Origin of the sequence: Blastococcus deserti (assembly GCF_042682525.1) — a bacterium.
In the GTDB taxonomy this organism is placed as follows: domain Bacteria; phylum Actinomycetota; class Actinomycetes; order Mycobacteriales; family Geodermatophilaceae; genus Blastococcus_B; species Blastococcus_B deserti.
This window is the reverse complement of sequence record NZ_JBHUHP010000011.1, coordinates 92,964-112,130: the sequence shown is the minus strand read 5'-3', so window position 1 is coordinate 112,130 and position 19,167 is coordinate 92,964. Positions and strand designations below refer to the sequence as shown.

General features: G+C 72.2%; 19 protein-coding genes. 7 read left to right on the top strand and 12 right to left on the bottom strand.

Going from position 1 to position 19,167, the window contains the following annotated elements; translation table 11 throughout:
* Positions 1-86 precede the first annotated feature (86 nt).
* Positions 87-707: a maleylpyruvate isomerase family mycothiol-dependent enzyme gene (locus ACFSHS_RS13530; protein ID WP_376876776.1), complete on the bottom strand. Its 621-nt coding sequence runs from the start codon at positions 705-707 to the stop codon at positions 87-89.
* A gap of 96 nt (positions 708-803) precedes the next feature.
* Between ACFSHS_RS13530 and ACFSHS_RS13525 the strand changes: the two genes are divergently transcribed.
* Together ACFSHS_RS13525 and ACFSHS_RS13520 are read left to right on the top strand one after the other, a co-directional pair.
* Positions 804-2,198 carry a DNA polymerase IV gene (locus ACFSHS_RS13525; protein WP_376876773.1) on the top strand — a complete coding sequence of 465 codons (1,395 nt, stop codon included), beginning with the start codon at positions 804-806 and terminating at the stop codon, positions 2,196-2,198.
* An 88-nt stretch (positions 2,199-2,286) separates the two neighbouring features.
* Positions 2,287-2,892: a class I SAM-dependent methyltransferase gene (locus ACFSHS_RS13520; RefSeq protein ID WP_376876770.1), complete on the top strand. Its 606-nt coding sequence runs from the start codon at positions 2,287-2,289 to the stop codon at positions 2,890-2,892.
* Between the two features lie 65 nt (positions 2,893-2,957).
* On the opposite strand, the gene ACFSHS_RS13515 is transcribed toward ACFSHS_RS13520, so the two are convergent.
* The 3 genes from ACFSHS_RS13515 to ACFSHS_RS13505 form a co-directional block, all read right to left on the bottom strand.
* Positions 2,958-3,293, bottom strand: a complete 336-nt coding sequence (locus tag ACFSHS_RS13515) for a hypothetical protein (protein ID WP_376876767.1) — start codon at positions 3,291-3,293, stop codon at positions 2,958-2,960.
* A gap of 129 nt (positions 3,294-3,422) precedes the next feature.
* On the bottom strand, positions 3,423-4,310 hold the full coding sequence (locus ACFSHS_RS13510; protein ID WP_376876764.1) for a hypothetical protein: 888 nt from the start codon (positions 4,308-4,310) through the stop codon (positions 3,423-3,425).
* A gap of 99 nt (positions 4,311-4,409) precedes the next feature.
* A complete protein-coding gene (locus ACFSHS_RS13505) occupies positions 4,410-5,603 on the bottom strand; it encodes a PucR family transcriptional regulator (RefSeq protein WP_376876761.1) in 1,194 nt (397 codons plus the stop codon).
* A 91-nt stretch (positions 5,604-5,694) separates the two neighbouring features.
* On the opposite strand from ACFSHS_RS13505, the gene ACFSHS_RS13500 reads away from it, so the two are divergent.
* From ACFSHS_RS13500 to ACFSHS_RS13490, 3 genes are all read left to right on the top strand, one after another.
* Positions 5,695-6,795 (top strand): ferredoxin reductase, encoded by a 1,101-nt coding sequence (locus tag ACFSHS_RS13500; protein WP_376876758.1) that lies wholly within the window; start codon positions 5,695-5,697, stop codon positions 6,793-6,795.
* 31 nt (positions 6,796-6,826) lie between these two features.
* Positions 6,827-8,023 (top strand): fatty acid desaturase family protein, encoded by a 1,197-nt coding sequence (locus ACFSHS_RS13495; RefSeq protein ID WP_376876755.1) that lies wholly within the window; start codon positions 6,827-6,829, stop codon positions 8,021-8,023.
* A gap of 143 nt (positions 8,024-8,166) precedes the next feature.
* Positions 8,167-8,874, top strand: a complete 708-nt coding sequence (locus ACFSHS_RS13490) for a hypothetical protein (protein WP_376876752.1) — start codon at positions 8,167-8,169, stop codon at positions 8,872-8,874.
* 86 nt (positions 8,875-8,960) lie between these two features.
* Here ACFSHS_RS13490 and dnaB read toward each other — a convergent pair whose 3' ends face one another.
* The gene (dnaB, locus tag ACFSHS_RS13485) at positions 8,961-10,331 is read right to left on the bottom strand and encodes a replicative DNA helicase (RefSeq protein WP_376876749.1); all 1,371 of its coding nucleotides are present in this window, start codon (positions 10,329-10,331) and stop codon (positions 8,961-8,963) included.
* Between the two features lie 519 nt (positions 10,332-10,850).
* Between dnaB and ACFSHS_RS13480 the strand changes: the two genes are divergently transcribed.
* On the top strand, positions 10,851-11,252 hold the full coding sequence (locus tag ACFSHS_RS13480) for a RidA family protein (protein WP_376876746.1): 402 nt from the start codon (positions 10,851-10,853) through the stop codon (positions 11,250-11,252).
* Positions 11,253-11,367: 115 nt separating this feature from the next.
* On the opposite strand, the gene rplI is transcribed toward ACFSHS_RS13480, so the two are convergent.
* From rplI to ACFSHS_RS13455, 5 genes are all read right to left on the bottom strand, one after another.
* Complete coding sequence (gene rplI / locus ACFSHS_RS13475) at positions 11,368-11,814, bottom strand: 50S ribosomal protein L9 (protein WP_376876743.1); 447 nt, start codon at positions 11,812-11,814, stop codon at positions 11,368-11,370.
* A gap of 11 nt (positions 11,815-11,825) precedes the next feature.
* Positions 11,826-12,062: a 30S ribosomal protein S18 gene (rpsR, locus tag ACFSHS_RS13470; RefSeq protein ID WP_014743489.1), complete on the bottom strand. Its 237-nt coding sequence runs from the start codon at positions 12,060-12,062 to the stop codon at positions 11,826-11,828.
* Positions 12,063-12,150: 88 nt separating this feature from the next.
* Positions 12,151-12,633, bottom strand: a complete 483-nt coding sequence (locus ACFSHS_RS13465) for a single-stranded DNA-binding protein (RefSeq protein WP_376876739.1) — start codon at positions 12,631-12,633, stop codon at positions 12,151-12,153.
* Between the two features lie 2 nt (positions 12,634-12,635).
* The gene (rpsF, locus tag ACFSHS_RS13460) at positions 12,636-12,923 is read right to left on the bottom strand and encodes a 30S ribosomal protein S6 (RefSeq protein ID WP_376876736.1); all 288 of its coding nucleotides are present in this window, start codon (positions 12,921-12,923) and stop codon (positions 12,636-12,638) included.
* A gap of 210 nt (positions 12,924-13,133) precedes the next feature.
* On the bottom strand, positions 13,134-14,156 hold the full coding sequence (locus ACFSHS_RS13455) for a cupredoxin domain-containing protein (protein ID WP_376876733.1): 1,023 nt from the start codon (positions 14,154-14,156) through the stop codon (positions 13,134-13,136).
* 139 nt (positions 14,157-14,295) lie between these two features.
* On the opposite strand from ACFSHS_RS13455, the gene ACFSHS_RS13450 reads away from it, so the two are divergent.
* Complete coding sequence (locus tag ACFSHS_RS13450; RefSeq protein WP_376876730.1) at positions 14,296-15,123, top strand: deoxyribonuclease IV; 828 nt, start codon at positions 14,296-14,298, stop codon at positions 15,121-15,123.
* Between the two features lie 111 nt (positions 15,124-15,234).
* On the opposite strand, the gene ACFSHS_RS13445 is transcribed toward ACFSHS_RS13450, so the two are convergent.
* Together ACFSHS_RS13445 and ACFSHS_RS13440 are read right to left on the bottom strand one after the other, a co-directional pair.
* Positions 15,235-16,698 (bottom strand): glycosyltransferase family 87 protein, encoded by a 1,464-nt coding sequence (locus tag ACFSHS_RS13445; RefSeq protein ID WP_376876727.1) that lies wholly within the window; start codon positions 16,696-16,698, stop codon positions 15,235-15,237.
* Between the two features lie 144 nt (positions 16,699-16,842).
* Positions 16,843-19,167 (bottom strand): transglycosylase domain-containing protein (locus ACFSHS_RS13440; RefSeq protein ID WP_376876724.1); only part of this gene is annotated, 2,325 nt, incomplete at its 5' end.

Here is a 19,167-nt window from a genome sequence, read left to right as displayed (position 1 = left end):
GCGGAGGCGCGGATCCCGCGCCTCGGCCTCGACCCCTCGCCACGGCGGGCGGCCACCGAGACGAGCCCTCGCTCCGGAGCCTGCGGTCAGCCGAGCCGTCGCGTCACCCGGTCGCGTCCGGGCCCGGAGAGCTCATCGGCCACCACACCGCGTCCCGCCACGGCCAGCAGCAGGGCCTCACCCGTCCCGCGGACCTCGGGTCCCCGCCCGAAGCTCCAGTCGATGTCGGTCGCCACCAGCCGCACATCGCGGACGCGCACGACGCCGCGCAGCACCGGACTGAACAGCGCGGTGCGCAGGGCCGGCAGGAGACGCTCGGCGGGGATGTGCCGGGGCTCGCCGAGGGGACGGCGGATGTCCTGCTGGTGGATCATCACATCGGTCAGGCCGATCGCTCCGCCCAGCCCAGCCGTCAGCCCGCTCGGGGTGAGGTGTGCCCGCAGCAGGTCGACCAGCTCGGCCGGGGTGCGCACCGTGTAGTCCCGCAGACCGACGGCGTTGACCCGGTCGACGAGGAACAGGCCGCGAGCGAAGCGTGCCGCCAGCTGCCGCGGGCCGAGCTCGTCGTAGCTGAGCACGTGGGCGACGACGTCGTGCACGCTCCAGCCCTCGCACAGCGACGGTGCCCGCCACTGGTCGGGAGTCAGCCGCTCCAGGAGTTCCAGCAGGTCCTCGCGCTCGGCTCGTGCCAGGTCCATCACGGTCATGCGCCGGGACCCTAGGCGCCGTCACCGGACCTGTCGCCGCCTCGACCGACAATGGCGTGCGGACACGTGGGACGAATGGGCGGAAGTGGGTGCGGCGTGCGGCGGGAGGCGAGCGTCCTGCACCTGGACCTCGACGCCTTCTTCGCCGCGGTCGAGCAGCGGGACAAGCCGTCCCTGCGCGGCCGGCCGGTGGTCGTCGGTGGGGTGGGCGGGCGCGGCGTCGTCGCCACGGCGTCCTACGAGGCGCGGGCCTACGGAGCGCGCTCCGCGATGTCGACCGCGGAGGCGCGGCGGCGGTGCCCATCGGGGACGGCGTTCCTCGGCGGCCGGTTCGCCGCCTACCGGCGCACCTCCGACGTGGTCATGGGCCTGCTGCGGGAGCTGTCGCCGCTGGTCGAGCCGGCGTCCCTGGACGAGGCCTACGTCGACCTGGCGGCCGGCGAGGGGCACGACCTGTCCGTCGCGGGGGTAACCGAGCTCGCGCGGCGGCTGAAGGTCCGGATCGCCGAGGCGACCGGGGGAGTGACCGGCTCGGTCGGCATCGGGACGTCCAAGCTCATGGCCAAGATCGGCTCCGATCTTCAGAAGCCCGACGGTCTGGTCGTCGTCCCGCCGGGCACCGAGCTGGACGTCCTGCATCCGCTGTCGGTGACCCGGTTGGGCGGCGTGGGTCCGGCGACCGCCGAGCGGCTGCACCAGGTCGGCGTCAAGACCGTCGGCGACCTGGCGGCGAAGTCGCTGACCGACCTGGTGGCGCTGGCCGGGAGGGCGCACGGGGCCGGGCTGTACGCCCTGGCGCGGGCCGAGGACGACCGCCCCGTCGTCCCCGACCGGGGCGTGAAGTCGGTGTCGCACGAGGAGACCTTCGAGCGCGACCTCACCGACCTCGACGTGCTGGGGCGCGAGATCGACTCGATGGCCGCGCGGGTGGGCCGGCGGCTGCAGGCATCCGCCCACTCCGGGCGCACGGTCACCCTGAAGCTCCGCCGGTACGACTTCACCACGCTCACGCGGTCGCAGACCCTGCCGCAACCGACCGACGACCCCCGCACGATCGCCACCACCGCCCGGCGGCTGCTCGCCGAGGCGGGCGCGAGCGGCGGCCTGCGGCTGCTGGGCGTGGGGGTCTCGGGCCTGTCGGTCTACGTGCAGGGCGACCTCTTCGCCGAGGGCCCGATCGACGACGACGGGCCGGCTCCGGAGGACCCGTCGACCGCGGGGGACGCCTTGCCCGCCGAGAACGGGTTGCCCGCCGGGGAGGCGCCGGCGGGCGCTTCCGCCGAGCAGCTGCCCGCGGAACGCCGGTGGTGGCCGGGTCAGGACGTCCGCCACGCGGAGCTCGGTGCCGGCTGGGTGTGGGGCCGGGGCCTGGGCCGGGTCACCGTCCGCTTCGAGGGTCCGCTGACCGGACCAGGACCGGTGCGCACGCTGGCGGCCGACGATCCGCTGCTGCAGCCGGCGGACCCGCCCGACTGGCGGACGCCGGAGTGACCCGGCGGCGCCACGGCCGCGGCGGGGGATGCCCCGTCCGGGTGTCCTGCCCGGCGCCGGAAGGGACGGCGCCGTGTAGAACGGCCCCATGCCCGAACCCAGCATGTGGACGCGGTTGACGCAGGAGAATCCCGAGCACTCGGTGGCCTACATCCAGCGCTTCCGCGACCTCGCCGACGCCGGGCACGACCTGGTCGGGGAGGCCCGGCTGGTCGACGCGATGCTGCCGCGCGGCGCACGGGTCCTCGACGCCGGGTCCGGCACCGGGCGCGTGGGGGGATACCTCGCCGCGGTCGGGCACGCGGTGGTCGGGGTCGACGGCGACCCGGTGCTCGTCGCCGAGGCGCGGCAGCAGCATCCCGGCGCCCGGTGGCTGGTGGGCGACCTCGCCCAGCTGGACCTGGCGGCCGCCGGCATCCCCGAGCCGTTCGACGTCATCGTCTGCGCCGGCAACGTGATGACCTTCCTGGCGGAGTCCACCCGGCAGGAGGTGCTGCGCAGGATGCGGGCCCACCTGCGGGCCGACGGCCGGGCGGCCATCGGGTTCGGCGCCGGGCGCGGCTACGACTTCGACGACTTCCTCGCCGACGCCGGGGCGACCGGCTGGGAAGCGGACCTGCTGCTGTCGACGTGGGACCTGCGGCCGTTCACCGCCGGGTCCGACTTCCTGGTCGCCCTGCTGCGCCCGGCCTGACGGGCCCCTGGGGACGCCGCGCGGCCCGCCGGTCCGGCGACGGGCCGCGCGACATCCGCGCGGGATCAGGCGGTGGCGTCGCCGTCCGTGCTGCCCTCGGATCCGGCGCTGTCGTCGGGCACCGTGCCGCCGTCGGTGCCGGCGTCACCGTCGGCGGCCTCGGGACAGTCCTCCGGCGTCGCCGCCCGCTCGATGATGGTGCCTTCCTCGGTGGCCGCGGCGTCCTCCGACTGCGTCACCGAGGGGGTCGGGGTGCTGTCCTCGGCGGCGGTCGCGGTGAGCGTGCCGGCCATGATGCCGCCGGCGACCAGCCCGCTGCCGATGAGGCCCACCGTGCGAACCCAGGCGCGGGAACCCATCCGCTCCCGGACCTCGGCCTGGTCGCCCCTGATGTCATCCATGCGCGTGCTCCTCTCTCCGTCGGCTCCTGCCGAGCCGCTCAGGACCGAGGGTCGGGGGGCACCCTGCGCTGACGCTGTACCGGCACTGCTTCTCGGCTGGGAACCGGCACAGGTTCCGCCGAGCAGGCCTCAGAGGACGTCGTTGGCGCGCAGCAACAGGAGCGCCTCGACCGTGCGGTGGCCGCGCCATTCCAAGGTTGCCGCGGGGGAGTAGCTGGCGAAGTCGACCGGCCAGCCACCGTCGGGCTGCTGCGCGGCCGCGAGGCGCTCGAGCTCCGCCTCGACGACGCCCGGGCCGAGGAGAGAGCGGGCGGGCCCGCCCGGGACGGGGGCGAAGTCCAGCGGGCGCATGTACTCGTCCTCCGCGCCGCCGGCGACGTGCAGCAGGCCGTCGGGCGGGACGTGCGGCCGCAGGTGCTCGACGAGCCCGGTGGCCGACGGCGTTCCCGCGGCCGCAGCGTCGAGGAACTGCGCCGCGAAGGCGAGCACCATGGCGTGCGGTTCGGGGCCGAGGTCGCGGACCGCACGCAGGCAGTGGTCGGTGGCCCGGGCCAGCCAGGGGTGGCCGGCCACCGCTGGATCGGTGGCCGCGACCCGGTGGGCGGCGGCCGCCACCACCGCGGTGATCTGCAGGGACGACGTCCCCGCGTCGGCGGACGCCCAGAACGGCGCACAGGCGGCCGGGTCGGGCACGTGCAGCGCGAAGGGGAGCCCGCCGTCGGGCAGGGTCACGCCCTCCAGCCAGTCGCAGAGCTCGCGGGCCCGCCCGGTGACGACCGGGGCGACGTCGGCGAACACCTCCAGGGCGTGCAGCGCCCCGCCCGGCTGGCTGGTCCGCGAGCGCAGGTCCGGCTCCAGGCCCCATCCGTAGCCGCCGTCCGGGTTCCGGTAGCCGTCGACGGCGGCCAGCACGGGTGCCGCGCCGCCGTCCCCGAACAGCAGGTCGAAGCGCCTCCGGTCCAGCACGCGCGCCGCACCGGCCAGGAACTCCGCAGCAGCCGCCAGGTCGACACCCACCCCGACAACCCTGCCCCGTCGCAGCCGATCCGCGCCAGAGCGGTCCGGGAACCCCGTCCGCCTCCCGAGCCCCCGCCTGCGCGACGGATGCCGGGCCGATCAGGCCGTGACCGGCGGAACGCCCAGGGCGAGGGTCAGCTCCAGCACCGTGCGCGGGTCCTCCAGCCGGTTCCCGTAGAGCTCGCGCAGCTGGCCCATCCGGTAGCGCACGGTCTGGGGGTGGACGAACAGCTCGGCCGCGATGGCCTCCCGCCGCCCGTGGTGCAGCAGCCACGACCGCAGGGTCTCGGTCAGCTTCTCCCGCGCGCCCGGCCCCAGGCCGGCCAGCGGGGCCAGCACCTGGGCGCGGAGGTCGCCGAGCGCGGTCTCGTCGGCCCGCAGCACCAGGTCCGCCAGCCGGCCCTCGGTGTCGAGCGGCTCCGGGCCGTCCACGGTCAGCCCCAGGTGCAGTGCCCGCAGGGCGCGGGCGTAGGAGCTGTGCACCTCCGCCCAGGGGCGCGCGGGCCCCACCACGGCCTCCCGCTCGCGCAGCGAGCGCACCAGCGCCGGTCGCGACCGGCCCTCGGCGTCGGGGACCAGCAGGACCACCAGATCCCCGGAGGAGGCGAGCCCGGGAACCTCCTCGGTGGACCGCAGCGTGCGGGCGTCCAGCGAGGCCAGCGCTCCCCGCACCCGGGCCTCGGGCAGGATCACCGCGGTCAGGGTGCGCGGCGTGCTCCAGTCGGCGCGTTCGGCGGCCGCCAGCATGTCCTCCCTCGGAGCGCCGGCCAGCAACTGGTTCGCCAGCCGCTCCAGGTAGCGCTCGCGCACGCGCCCGCTGGTGGCCAGCTCGTCGCTGTGCCCGGCCACGCTAGCCGCCGAGAGCTGGTCGATGTAGGCGAACACCAGCTCCGCGAAACGGGCCAGCTGCTCGACGCCCAGCCCGGCGGCGACGGCGCTGGCCGCCATGTGCCGCCACGACACCCGAGCCCCGACCCGGTAGGCGCCCAGCAGCGCATCCATCGACCGCCCGCTGCGGGCCTCGCCCCGGCCGAGCGCATACGCGCCGTCGAGCGCCGGTTTGATGGGTGTGCTCGCGTCGCCGGCGCCACCGGCGGACGCCAGCTCCAGGAAGCCGCCGAGGGCGAGCTGCACGGCGTTCTCGATGGTGGCGCCCATGTCGCCTCCGAAGGCGTCGGCGTAGCTGGGCACCTCGACGACGATCGCAGCGACGGTCTGCTCGGCGACCGACGGCAGTTCGGCCCGCATGGCGTCCGCCACGTCGGCCGGGATGCTCAGCTCGTCGTCGGTCATGCCACTCCTTTGTTCGCCGGGAACGAAACGTACCGTTCGATTCACGTGGATCACACAGGTAACTGAGCCCTGCGCTGGACACCCTCTAGGTATGACGGCCACTGTCCCGCGCCCCACGCAGGCCCGGCCGCGCGTTCGGCTGCGCGACCGGGTCCTGAAGCTCGCCGAGTTCGTCACGACGCCGCTGCTGCCCCAGGACTACCTCGACCTGGTCGACCCGCTCCGCTCGGGGGCCGACCTGCGCGGCCGCATCGAGGCGATCGAGCACGAGACGCGGGACGCCGCCACGGTCGTCATCCGCCCCGGCCGCAGCTGGCGGCCTCACACCCCCGGCCAGTACGTCCGGATCGGCATCGACGTCGACGGCGTCCGGCAGTGGCGGGCCTACTCGATCACGTCCGACCTGACCCGCACCGACGGCTGCATCAGCATCACGGTGAAGGCCATCCCCGGCGGGAAGGTCAGCAACCACCTGGTGCACCGTGCGAAGCCGGGCACGATCGTCCAGCTGGACCAGGCCACCGGCGAGTTCTGCCTGCCCGCGCAGGTCCCGGCCAAGGCGCTGTTCGTCACCGCCGGGTCGGGGATCACGCCGGTGATGGGCATCCTGCGCAACCACGCCGCGGAGCTCGCCGACGTCGTGCTGGTGCACTCCGCGCCCACCGGCGAGGACGTCGTCTTCGGGCCCGAGCTGCGCCGGCTGGCCGCCGAGGGACGCATCCGACTGGTCGAGCAGCACACCGACACCGCCGGGATGCTCGACGCCGCCGCCATCGCGCAGCTGGTCCCCGACTGGGCCGAGCGCGCCACCTGGGCCTGCGGCCCGGTGGGGATGCTCGAGGCGCTGGAGGCGCACTGGGCGGCCGCGGGGATCGCCGACCGGCTGTACACGGAGCGCTTCCGGCCGACCGTCCTGGTCACCGGCGAGGGCGGCACCGTCTCGTTCACGAAGTCGGGCACCACACTCGAGGCCGACGGCGCCACGCCGATCCTCGACGCGGCCGAGGAGGCCGGCGTCCTCATGCCGAGCGGCTGCCGCATGGGCATCTGCTACGGCTGCGTGCTCCCCCTGCGCGAAGGAGCCGTGCGGGACCTGCGGAACGGCGAGCTGACCACTGCCGCCCCCGGGGACGGCGTCCTCATCCAGACCTGCGTGAGCGCCGCCGCCGGCGCCTGCGACATCGACCACTGACCCGACCGACCCCAGAAGAGGAGCCGGACCCGTGACCGTTCTGCAGAAGAAGCCCGAGAACCCGATCGCGCACCTGTCCGCCGAGGACATCGAGATCATCGGCAAGGAGCTCGACACCATCCGCCAGGAGGTGCGGGACAGCCTCGGCGAGGCCGACGCGACGTACATCCGCACGGTCATCGACGTCCAGCGCAAGCTCGAGCTGGGCAGCCGCGCCGTCCTCCTCGCCTCGATGTTCCCGCCGGCCTGGTTCGTCGGGACCGTCGGCCTGTCGGTCGCCAAGATCCTCGAGAACATGGAGATCGGGCACAACATCCTGCACGGGCAGTGGGACTGGATGCGCGACCCGAAGATCCACTCCACGACGTGGGAGTGGGACATGGCCAGCCCGGCCGAGCAGTGGAAGCACTCGCACAACGAGCTGCACCACACGTACACGAACGTGATCGGCAAGGACAACGACCTCGGCTACGGCATCATGCGCGTCGACGAGGACCAGAAGTGGCACCCGCTGTACCTGGCGCAGCCGCTGTGGAACTTCATCAACGCCTGCTTCTTCGAGTACGGGATCGCCGCCTACGACCTGGAGCTGGGCAAGAACCTGGCCACCAAGAAGCGCCGCAACGACCCGAAGTTCCGGGCCGCCGCCAAGCAGGTGCTGAAGAAGATCCGCAACCAGGCGGCCAAGGACTACCTGGCCCACCCGATCCTCTCGGGTCCCTCGTTCCTGCCGACGCTGGCCGCGAACTTCACCGCCAACGTGGTGCGCAACCTCTGGTCGCACTCGGTGATCATGTGCGGCCACTTCCCCGAGGGCGTCGAGACCTTCGAGAAGAAGTCGATCGACGGCGAGACCCGAGGCGAGTGGTACCTGCGGCAGATGCTGGGCTCGGCGAACATCTCGGGGTCGAAGGCGATGCACATCATGACCGGCAACCTGAGCCACCAGGTCGAGCACCACCTGTTCCCCGACCTGCCGAGCAACCGGTACGCCGAGATCGCCCCGAAGGTGAAGGACATCTTCGACCGCTACGGGCTGACCTACCACACCGCGCCGCTGTACAAGCAGGTCGCGAGCGCCTGGCACAAGGTCATCCGGCTGTCGCTGCCCAACGGCTGGCTCGCCGAGACCACGCCGAAGAACGCCCCCGCACAGCTGGCCAAGCTCGCCCGCATGACCTTCGGCGGCAAGAAGGTGCGCCGCGAGCTGTCGAAGGCCGCCACCTGAACTGAGGCCCACCCGCTGCGATCTCGACCCGAGGCCGGGTGCGCACCGCGCGCATCCGGCCTCGGCGGCTTTGCATGGGATCCGGTACCGCGCCTGGCAGACGCTGAGCAGAATGCGAGCAGGTGTCGCCGCAGCGATTACGGGTGGATCGCCAGCCGCACTGCGAGGCGCTGATGCCGGAGCCGTGGAGCGTAATTACCACTGTCGTCGGCTGGCTCGACTCGGCCGTCAAGAGCGCCCGCACGAAGGACCAACAGCGATTCGCCAACATCGTAGGCAACCCGGGGGTCCTCGTGTCGGGGCTCCGGCAGATCGACCGGGAGGTCCATCGGCTCTTCCTGCCGCTGGCCTACCTCAACCCCGGCCTGTGGGGCGCCGACCGGCGTCAGCAGTGGGCCGAGGAGATAGTCGCGCTGGCACACGAGGACGTGGTCTTGCCGCGGATCCGCGCTGCGGAGGGCGCCCTGAGCATCCTGGAGACCCAGGAGCCGGATCCACAGATCCGGGGCCTGATCCACGAACTCCGGCTAACCCGGTCGATCTTGGGTTCCCGTGACTACCTGCCCGATTACGACCCTCGCACCGATGGCGTCGATGTCCTCCTCGAGGAGGAGCTCCGGGGCACGGACGCCGCGATCGGCGAGCGGCTCCCGTTGATAGCCCGGCCCCTGCTGTCCGACGAGGCCACGGACGACGAGGCGTTGCGCGGGATAGCCGAGGTGTTCGTGCACCCGGAGGCCCCCCTCCGGAGGATCGCCGACGCCAAGGAGCGGACCTTCGGGGAGCTCATGGGTTTTCAGCAGCAGGTCTTCCCCGCGCTGCCCCCGCCGACCTGGGTGTGGGACGCCTGAGCTCCAGCGAGCAGCGTTTCCCGTGAGACCGGGCATGCCGCGCCTCGGCGGCCACGGCATGCCCGGACATGGCGACCCGCCGAGTCTCAGTTGGCCATGTCCACGAAGCGGCTGTAGTGGCCCTGGAAAGCAACGGTGACGTTCGCGGTGGGGCCGTTACGGTGCTTGACCAGCATGATGTCGGCCTCGCCGGCCCGCGGGGATTCCTTTTCGTACATATCCTCTCTATGGATCATCATGACCATATCCGCATCTTGTTCGATCGAACCAGATTCGCGAAGGTCGGAAAGCATTGGCTTTTTGTCCTGCCGTTGTTCTGAACCCCGATTCAGCTGACTCATGGCAATTACCGGCACTTCTAGTTCCTTGGCCAGCAGCTTGAGCGCGCGGGAGAACTCCGAGACCTCCTGCTGACGGCTCTCGACCCGCTTGCCCGACGCCATCAGCTGGAGGTAGTCGATCACCACGAGCTTGAGGTCGTTGCGCTGCTTGAGCCGCCGCGCCTTGGCCCGGATCTCCATCATCGTCATGTTCGGTGAGTCGTCGATGTAGAGCGGCGCGTCGGCGATCTCGCCCATGCGGCGGGCCAGCTTCGACCAGTCCTCGTCGCTCAGCGTGCCGGCGCGCATGTGGTGCAGCGGCACCTTCGCCTCCGCCGACAGCAGACGCATGGTGATCTCGTGCTTGCTCATCTCCAGCGAGAAGATCGCGGCCGGCAGGTGGTGCTTCACCGACGCAGATCGCGCGATGTCCAATCCGAGCGTCGACTTGCCCACGCCAGGTCTCGCCGCGATGACGACCATCTGGCCGGCCTGCAGCCCGTTGGTGAGCTCGTCGAGGTCGCGGATGCCGGTGGGGACGCCCCGGCTGACACCGCCACGGGAGGCGATCGCGTCCAACTCGTCCATCGTCGGCTGGAGGATGTCCTCGAGACGCGAGTAGTCCTCGCTCATCCGCTTCTCGGTGACGTCGTAGATCTCCTGCTGGGCACGGTCGACGATGTCGTCGACGTCCCCCTTGCCCCCGGCCGCGCCGTAGCCGAGCTGCACCACGCGGGTGCCGGCCTCGACCAGGCGCCGGAGCACGGCCTGCTCGGCCACGATGGCCGCGTAATAGCCCGCGTTGGCCGCCGTCGGCGTGGAGGCGATGAGGGTGTGCAGGTAGACCGCGCCGCCCATCTTCGACAGCTGATCGGTGCGGTTGAGCTCGGCGGCCACGGTGATGGCATCCGCGGGCTCGCCGCGGCCGTAGAGGTCGAGGATGCAGTCGAAGATGATCTGGTGCGCGGGCCGGTAGAAGTCGGCCCCGGTGAGCGACTCGACGACGTCGGCGATCGCGTCCTTGCTGAGCAGCATGCCGCCGAGCACGGACTGCTCGGCGGGGATGTCCTGCGGCGGCTGCCGGTCGTACGCCGGCGCCGTCGCTGAAGGCCGGCTGACTTCGTCGGCCACCGCCACGGTGTTCCTCCATCTCGCGCAGGCGCGCCCGCACCACCACTCCGTGGGGAAGCCGGAGTTCGGCGGGCGCCGCCGGACCGAACGTGCGTTCGAGTCATTGCTACCGCCGGGCACCGACAGATTCATGCCCGGCGGCAGCTGAGGAGGACGTTAGGAAGACGACGGGGGCCGAGTCCAACACCGATGTGCACGTCGATCTGCACAACTTGTGGACAAGTCGGTGGATTCACGCCTGTCGACATGTGGAGACGGCGGGGGACGCACACGCCCCACCGCCTCGATTCCCGCTCGCCACCTGCGCGGAGAGTGCCCACCCCCTGTGGACGGGAGAAAGTCACCAACTATTTTCCGCGCCGCGCACCACCTGTCCCAGGCGCACGCCGGGCAGCCCGGGCACCCGGTCGACCAGCAGGACCCTTCCCGCCGGGGACGCGCGGAAGCGCCCCACGACCCCCCGGAGGGGGCCAGCATCGGTGGCCCCCTCCGCGCGCGGGCGCGGCGGTCGAGAGAGGAGCAGCCATGACACTGAGCCGAATCCGGATCAACCCGTGGCAGTGGTCGGTCGCCATGGGTTTCAACCAGGCCGAGTTGGTCGAGGGGGCCACCCGGGTCCTGGTGTGCTCAGGTCAGACGGCGATGTCGGCCGAGGGCACGCCGCAACACCCCGGCGACATGGCCGCCCAGGTGGCGATGTCGCTCGACAACGTCGAGGCCGTCCTCGCGGGTGCCGGCATGACGCTGAGCAACGTGGTGCAGATGAACATCTACACGACCGACGTCGACGGGTTCTTCGCCGCCTCCGGCTCCATGGTGGAGCGGTTCGACCGGGCAGGCGTCATGCCGGCGAGCACGCTCCTGGGCATCAGCCGGCTCGCCTTCCCGGAGTTGATGGTCGAACTCGAGGCGACGGCGGTCGCCTGACGGTCCGGTGAGACGCCGGAGGGGCGCCGGACCGGAGTCCGACGCCCCTCGCGGGCTCGGCCCCCTGCAGGGTCCCGCCGCGAGCCTGCGAGCGGTGGGGGCAGGGGGTCCTTCTTCAGCTGGGCACGACCTCGATCGTCAGCCGGCTGACGACCTCCGGGTGCACCCGCACGGTCACGGTGTGCTCGCCCGTGGTCTTGATGCTGCTGGGCAGCTCGATGCGGCGGCGGTCGAGCTCCGGGCCACCAGCCGCGGTCACCGCGGCGGCGACGTCGGCGGTGGTGACGCGACCGAACAGGCGGCCACCCTCACCGGCGCGCGCCGGAACCCGGACGGTCAGACCGGACAGCTGCCCGGCCAGGGCCTGTGCCTCCTCGTGCGAGCGCACGTCGCGGGCGGCACGCGCCCGCCGGAGCGACTCCACCTGCTTCTCGGCGCCACGGGTGGCCTGGATGGCCAGCCCGCGGGGCAGCAGGTAGTTGCGGCCGTAGCCGCCCTTGACCTCCACCGTGTCGCCGGAGGAGCCGAGGCCGGTGACCTCCTGGGTCAGGATCAGCTTCATCGTGCTCATGATCAGCGCGCCGTCGAGGTGTAGGGCAGCAGTGCCATCTCGCGGCTGTTCTTCACGGCCACGGCGACGTCACGCTGGTGCTGGCTGCAGTTGCCGCTGACGCGGCGAGCACGGATCTTGCCGCGGTCGGAGATGAACTTCCGCAGCAGGGTCGTGTCCTTGTAGTCGATGTAGGTCGCCTTGTCCTTGCAGAACTGGCAGACCTTCTTCTTGACCTTGCGGATGGGGGGCTTGGGCACTGGGTTCTCCAGAGATCAGTACGAAGTGTGTGGCCCCGCCCGGAGGCTCGCCCCGAGCGTGCGAGGGGTGAGAAGGACGGGGTCCTTTTCAGAAGGGCGGTTCGTCGGACGGTCCGGCGGGCGTCGACCAGGGGTCGCTCGCACCGCCGCCACCGCCGGAGAAGCCACCGCCGCCTCCGCCACCGAAGCCGCCGCCACCCTCGCCGCGCGAGGCACGGGTGACCTTCGCGGTGGCGTAGCGCAGCGACGGGCCGATCTCGTCGACCTCCAGCTCGATGACGGTGCGCTTCTCGCCTTCCTTCGTGTCGAAGGAGCGCTGCTTCAGCCGGCCGCTGACGATGACCCGCGAACCGCGGGTCAAGGACTCGGCCACGTTCTCGGCCGCCTGCCGCCAGACGTTGCAGCGGAGGAACAGCGCCTCGCCGTCCTTCCACTCCTGCGACTGCCGGTCGAAGGTGCGGGGGGTCGACGCGACGGTGAAGTTCGCGACGGCAGCGCCCGACGGCGTGAAGCGCAGCTCCGGATCGGCGGTGAGGTTGCCGATGACGGTGATGACGGTCTCGCCGGCCATGATCAGTGGACCTCGGGCCGCATCAGCTTCGTGCGGAGCACCGACTCGTTCAGGTTGAGCTGGCGGTCCAGCTCGGCGACGGCGGCCGGCTCGGCCTGGATGTCGATGACGGCGTAGATGCCCTCGACCTGCTTCTTGATCTCGTAGGCCAGCCGACGACGGCCCCAGATCTCGGTCTTGACGGTGCCACCGGCCTTGGTGACGACGGTCAGGAACCGGTCGAGCGAGGGCGCGATCGTGCGCTCCTCGAGATCGGGGTCGAGGATGACCATCAGTTCGTAGTGACGCACGGAGAACCCCACCTCCTCTGGTCTTGGCGGCCGCAGTCGATCTGCAGCAGGAGGGTCGTACACGCGTCGCGCGCCCCGGCCGTCGCACGGGACGGGCAGAACGCGCGGCACCAGGCTACCAGCGACGTCGGGACGACCGCCCCGCACGGTCCACAGCCGGACGGCCCCGTCCTCGCCGCCCCGCGTGGAGGACCGGGGACGCAACCGGGATCAGCGGGACGCGCGCGCGGCCTGCTGGGTGCGGACCAACGCCGCGGTCACCGTGACCAGGGCGACCACGGCGGCCAGTGCGGCGGCGGGCAGGCTCTGCGCCGGCGCAGATTCCGAGGCGGCCTCCGTGACGGCGTCCTCGTCGAGCGTGGCACCGTCCAGGCCGGCGAGCTGGCCGAACACCGGGACCGAGGCACCGTCGTAGGTGCCCGCCAGACCACCGGAGCCACCGCGGTCGGGCCCACCGGTGCTCCGGCCGGGGACGAAGAACCGTGACGGGTCGAACGCCGCCGCCGCGACGACGTCGGACGCCGACATCCGGGGCGCCCCGAGGCCGGTGTCGTAGGCGTAACCGTTGCCCAGGGTCTGGAACTCCTGCTGGTCGCCGTCGCCGGGGTCCCCGGTGGGGGGCGTCGGGAGAGGGTTCACCGGCGGGCTCGGGGGCGGCACCTCCCCGCCGAGCGGCGGCACCTGCACCGTCGGCAGCTGCGGCAGGTTCACGCTCGGCAGGGCCGGCGCCGTCGGCACCACGGTCTGGACGACGTAGGGCGCGGGCGCGGGCAGCGGCGGGAGCGATCCCGCCACCGTGTTCACGACCTGGTTGGCGACGTCGACGGCCAGGCCGGGCTGCGGCACGATCCGGTACGTGTAGGCGACCGTGCCCGTGGTGGCGGGGGCGGTGAAGACCCACGAGGCGCTCTGGTCCAGCGGGAGATCCCGCTTCTGGCCGAAGAAGGTGACCGACACGTCGGTGAACACCGTGGCCGAGAAACTGCCGACGAGCGGGATCGAGATGCCGCCCTTGTCCTGCGGCGGGATCTTGTTCACGAAGGTCACGGTGCCGCCGGACTCCACGCTCGCCGCGGGCGGCGTCACGTTCCTGATCTCGATCGTCACGGCCTTCGACGGGGCCGCTCCGGCGCTGGGGGCCATCAGGACCGAGAAGGCGGCCACGCCCAGCCAGCCGAGGACGGCGGCGGTGATGCCCCGCCGCGCGGTTCGACGGATCCGACCGGTTGCCATCGTCTGCTCTACCTCCACGTAGGCGCTGAGAGGCTGGACTCCCCTACTGGGGAGCAGCCCCGTCACGCTGCAAGAACGATGATGTGTGACCGCAGTTACGCCTAAACCCGGGATTGCGGACGAACTAGGGTCGGCTGGTGTGGTGACCCCTTCCCCGCGACACCCGATCGGCGTACACGTCGGCCCCGGCCTGACCGCGGACAACCAGCTCGACGACGGCGGCCCGCTCGCGCGGGCGGCGGAGATGGACGCCGACGGCGTCCAGGTGTTCCTGGCCGATCCGCAGGGCTGGACCGCACCCGAGCCGCGGCCGGACGCCGAGGACCTCCTGGCGGGGGACGTGATGGTCGTGGTCCACGCGCCCTACGTGCTCAACGTGGCGACGACGAACAACCGGATCCGCATCCCGAGCCGCAAGCTGCTCGGCGCCCACGCCAAGGCGGCCGGGGCCATCGGCGCACGGGCCATGGTGGTGCACGGCGGTCACGTGCTGGCCAAGGACGATCCCGCGGTGGGGTTCGACAACTGGCGCAAGACCTTCGCCCGGCAGGCCGAGGAGGGCGGGTTCGCCGTCCCGCTGCTGATCGAGAACACCGCGGGTGGCGGCAACGCCATGGCCCGCGACCTGGACACGATCGCCCGTCTGTGGGAGGCGGTCGGTGAGTTCGGCGCCGGGTTCGTGCTCGACACCTGCCACGCCTGGGCGGCCGGCTGGGACCTGGCCACCGCGGTGGACGACGTCCGTGCGATCACCGGACGGGTCGACCTGGTGCACCTGAACAACAGCCGGGATGCGCACGGTTCCAGCCGCGACCGGCACGCACCGCTGACCGAGGGCGAGATCCCGGCGGAGCTGCTGATCGAGGTGGCCCGCGCCGCGGACTGTCCGGTCGTGCTCGAGACCCCCGGCGACGCCGCCAGCCACGCCGAGGAGATCGCCACCCTCCGCCAGGCCCTGGAGCGCTGAGGGCGGGACGGGTCCGTCGTCACGCGCGGCACCCGGAGGCAGGATCCCGAGCGGGGGGCACCGTCGTGCCGAGTGAACCCGGAGGGGTTCGCGCAGGCGCGACTCGACGGCTCAACGTGCCGGGGGGACGGCTCCTGATGGGGGTGCGACCGGGACGGTCGCAGTGTCATGGCGGTGCGATCCCGAGGAACGCAGGACGACGCGGTCGGGGGCGTGGTCGAGCACTCCGCCGGCCGGATCGTCGACCCCTGGCCAGCTGGTCCGGACGACGTCCCCGTCGGGCCGCAGCACGTCGCGGGCCACCAGGGCCATCAGGACCAGCACGGCGACGTCGCGGAGCAGGACCCCGAGGAAGAACCACTCGACCTCGATGCCGCGGTTGTCCGTACCGAGGTAGTGCAGCATCGTCACCACCCACACCAGCGCCTCGGTGGCCTGCCACAGGAGCAGTGACCGCCAGCGAGGGCGGGCGAGCACCGCCAGGGGGAGCAGCCACAGCGAGAACTGCGGGCTCCACACCTTGTTGAGCAGCAGGAATCCCGCCACCAGCAGGAAGGCCAGCTGCGCCACCCGGGGCCGCACCGGGGCGGCCAGGCCGAGCCAGGCGACGCCGGCGGCCAGCCCCAGCAGGCTGACGGTGACGACGGCGTTGAGCACCGTGGGCACCTCTCCGGGAGCCAGCGGCCCGTCGAGGATCCGGTGGTCGGCCACGTGCAGCGCGATGTTCCAGATCGACTCCGGGTTGGCCGGACGCTGGCGGCTGAACACGAAGAACCAGGCCCAGTTGTCGAAGGCCAGCGCCGCCACCGGCACGTTCACCAGGGTCCAGGCGATCACGGCGGCGGCCACCGTCCTCGCCCACGTCCACAGCCGCCCGGCGCGCAGGCAGAGGACGAAGAGGACGCCGAGCAGCAGGAGCGGGAAGAACTTCGCGGCGATGCCCAGCCCCAGCAGCAGACCGGCCAGCACCGGCCGGGAGCGGGCCCAGGCGAGCATCCCGAAGGCGGTGAGGGCGACCGCGAGCAGGTCCCAGTTCGTGAAGGCGTGCACCAGGAGGACCGGTGAGAGCCCGATCATGGCGGCGTCCCAGGGCCGGCGGCCCGCAAGGCCCAGCACGGCCCGGACCACCAGCAGCGCGCACACCGACAGCAGGAGACAGGTCAGCACGGTGTAGCTCTGCACCGGCGGGACGTCGGGCAGCAGGCCGATGCGCTCGGCGACACCGTCGTAGAGCCGCGCCCCGGCGGCGGCCACCGCCATGAACGCGCCGGTGAGCACCGGGTACTCGACCGTCGCGTCCAGGTAGGGAAGCGCACCCTCGCCCAGGCCGTAGCTGCCGAAGAGCGGCACCGCGTCGGAGTAGCACAGGTGCGTGTACTGGCGGGAGCCGCTCCAGTCGCCGGCCGAGCAGGGCGCCTGCTTGGCCCAGGCGAGCGTGAGGACGCACGTCGCGAACAGCAGGCACACCCGCAGCGGCGTCCAGAACCACGCCCGGCCGGTCACGGCGTGCCGGCCCCACGGCCCGCCGACCGCCTCGCTGGCCTGCGCCGCGACCGGGTCCGTCCAGGACGGCACCACCCGGTCCGGCCGGTCCGCCGGTCCCGGGGTGGGCGGCGCCGTTCCACGTGGAACGAGCGCGGACCCCCCCGGAAGGCTTCCGGAGGGGTCCGTGGAGGTGCTCACCCGCCCAGTGTGCGGGATCGGGCGGGAGGGCCGAGGTCAGCCGTCCTGCGGCTCCCCGGGCCAGGGGGGGTCCTCGGTCTCACCGGGCATGCCCGGCATTCCCCCGGCGGGGTTGTTGCCGTTCTCCCGGCCCTGGTCCTGGTTCGGATTGCCCTGGCCGTCCGGCGGGAACACCGGGGTCACCGGCGGGACCGTGGTCGGGGTGACGGGCGTCGGCGTGGGGACCGGAGCCGGGGCCTCGGACGTCGGCGCCGCCGTCGGCGTCGGGGTGGGCTCGGGGACGCCCTCACCGGTGTCGCCCTCGATCACGGGCTCGTCGGGCAGGTCCTCCTTCGGCGTGCCCGCGAGCACGGCGTTCATGAAGTCCTGCCAGATGGCACCCGGTAGGCCAGAGCCGTAGATGATCTGGCCGCGGGCGTTGACGATCGGCTGGTTGGGGTCGTCGTTGCCCATCCAGACGGCGGTCGAGATGGAGGGGGTGTAGCCGACCATCCAGGCGTCGGAGTTGTCCTCGGCGTTCAACCCCTGGGTACCGGTCTTGCTGGCAACCTCGCGCCCTCCGTCGAGCGCCCGCTTCGAGAAGGCAGCGACGTCCTTGAGGGCGTAGGTCACGTCGTTGGCGACGTCGGGGTCGAGGACCTGCTCCCCGGCCTCTCCGCCGTACTCCAGCAGCGTGGTCCCCTCGCTGTTGCTCACCTTCGCGACGAAGTAGGGGTCACGCTCCACCCCGCCGGCTGCGAACGTGGCGAACCCGTGCGCCTGGTCGATGGTGCGCATCTCGTACTCACCGATGCCGATGGAGGACGCCGTGCCGCCCTCGGCGTTCGCCAGCGTCTTGTTGCCCTCGAACTGGCCGGTGTCCCAGACCTCGGGCAGGTCCGCCGCCTCCAGGATGGTCTGGCGCACGTTCTCGGGCCCGAGCTCATAGGACAGCCCGTAGAACGTCGTGTTCAGAGACCGGGTGATCGCCTCCTTCAGGGTGCACGCCGGGCAGGAGACGCCACCGGAGTTGCGGACGGGCGCGTCCCGGTCGGGGAACGTCTGCGGGGAGCTGCCGTCCCGGCGGGCCGTCACGCTGATGCCCTGCTCCAGCGCCGTGGCCAGCACGTAGGGCTTGACCGACGACCCGGGCTGCCGCTGGGCGCGCGCGTAGTCGAAGTCCGTCGCGCCGCCGTAGTAGGCGCGGATGGCCCCGGTGCGCGGGTCGATGGCGACCAGGGCCTGCTTCAGGGCCGGGTCCTCGCCGGTCATCACGTCCTCGACGGTGGCCTTCGCGGTGTCCTGGTAGCCCTTGTCCACCGTGGTGACGATGCGCAGGCCGCCGGCGCGGATCTGCTGCTCGCTGTAGCCGTGCTTGCCCTGGAGCTCGTCGATCACCCGGTTGACGATGATCCCCTGGTGGCCCTCCGGGATGCCCAGGGACGAACCGGACTTGGGCAGCGCCGGGGGGTACACCGACGCCGCGCGTTCCTCGGCGGTCATCCAGCCCTCCTCGACCATGGCGTCGAGGACGCGGCCCCAGCGGTCCTGGGCCTCCTCGGGGCTGACCTCGGGGTCGTAGCGGGACGGGCTCCGGATGAGCACGGCGAGCACGGCGCCCTGCTGCGGGGTCAGCTGTGCGGCCGGCACTCCGAAGAAGGTGTTGGCCGCCGCCTCGATGCCGTAGGCGCCGCGGCCGTAGTAGATGGTGTTGAGGTAGTTCTCGAGGATCTGGTTCTTCGTGTAGTTGTTGTCCAGCTTGATGGCCAGGAACAGCTCCTGGAACTTGCGGCTGAACGTCTGGTCGTCGTTGCGCAGGATGGCGTTCTTCACGTACTGCTGCGTGATGGTCGAGCCACCCTGGGTCGAGCCACCGGTCAGGTTGTTCCAGGTGGCCCGGACGATGCCCGTGAAGGAGATCCCCGGGTCGGTGTAGAAGCTGCGGTTCTCCGCCGCCAGCACCGCGTTGCGCGCCCCCTCCGCCACCTGGTCCAGCGGCACGTTGGTGCGGTTCTCGTCGCCCAGGCGCGCCATCTCGGTGGTGCCGTCGGAGTAGTAGACGACGGTCGTCTGCGCGTTGGTGATCGAGTCGGGACTCGGCACCTCGGTGCTGGCGTAGACGACGCCGACGAAGACGCCCAGCAGCACCAGCATCCCGGCGAGGAGACCGCCGGCGATCTTCAGCCGGCGGTTGCGCCTCTGCTTCTTGCTCCGCGCCCCCTTGCCCTTGCCGGCCGGGCCTCTGCCCTTGGCCCCGGGACGGCTGCCTGCGGGACGGGGCGAGGTCGGCGTGCCGGTACGGGACGCCGTCGTGCGCGCCCGGCCGCCGGCCGGGGGACGGCCGGACCCACGGCCACCCCCACCGGTGCTCCGGGTACGTGC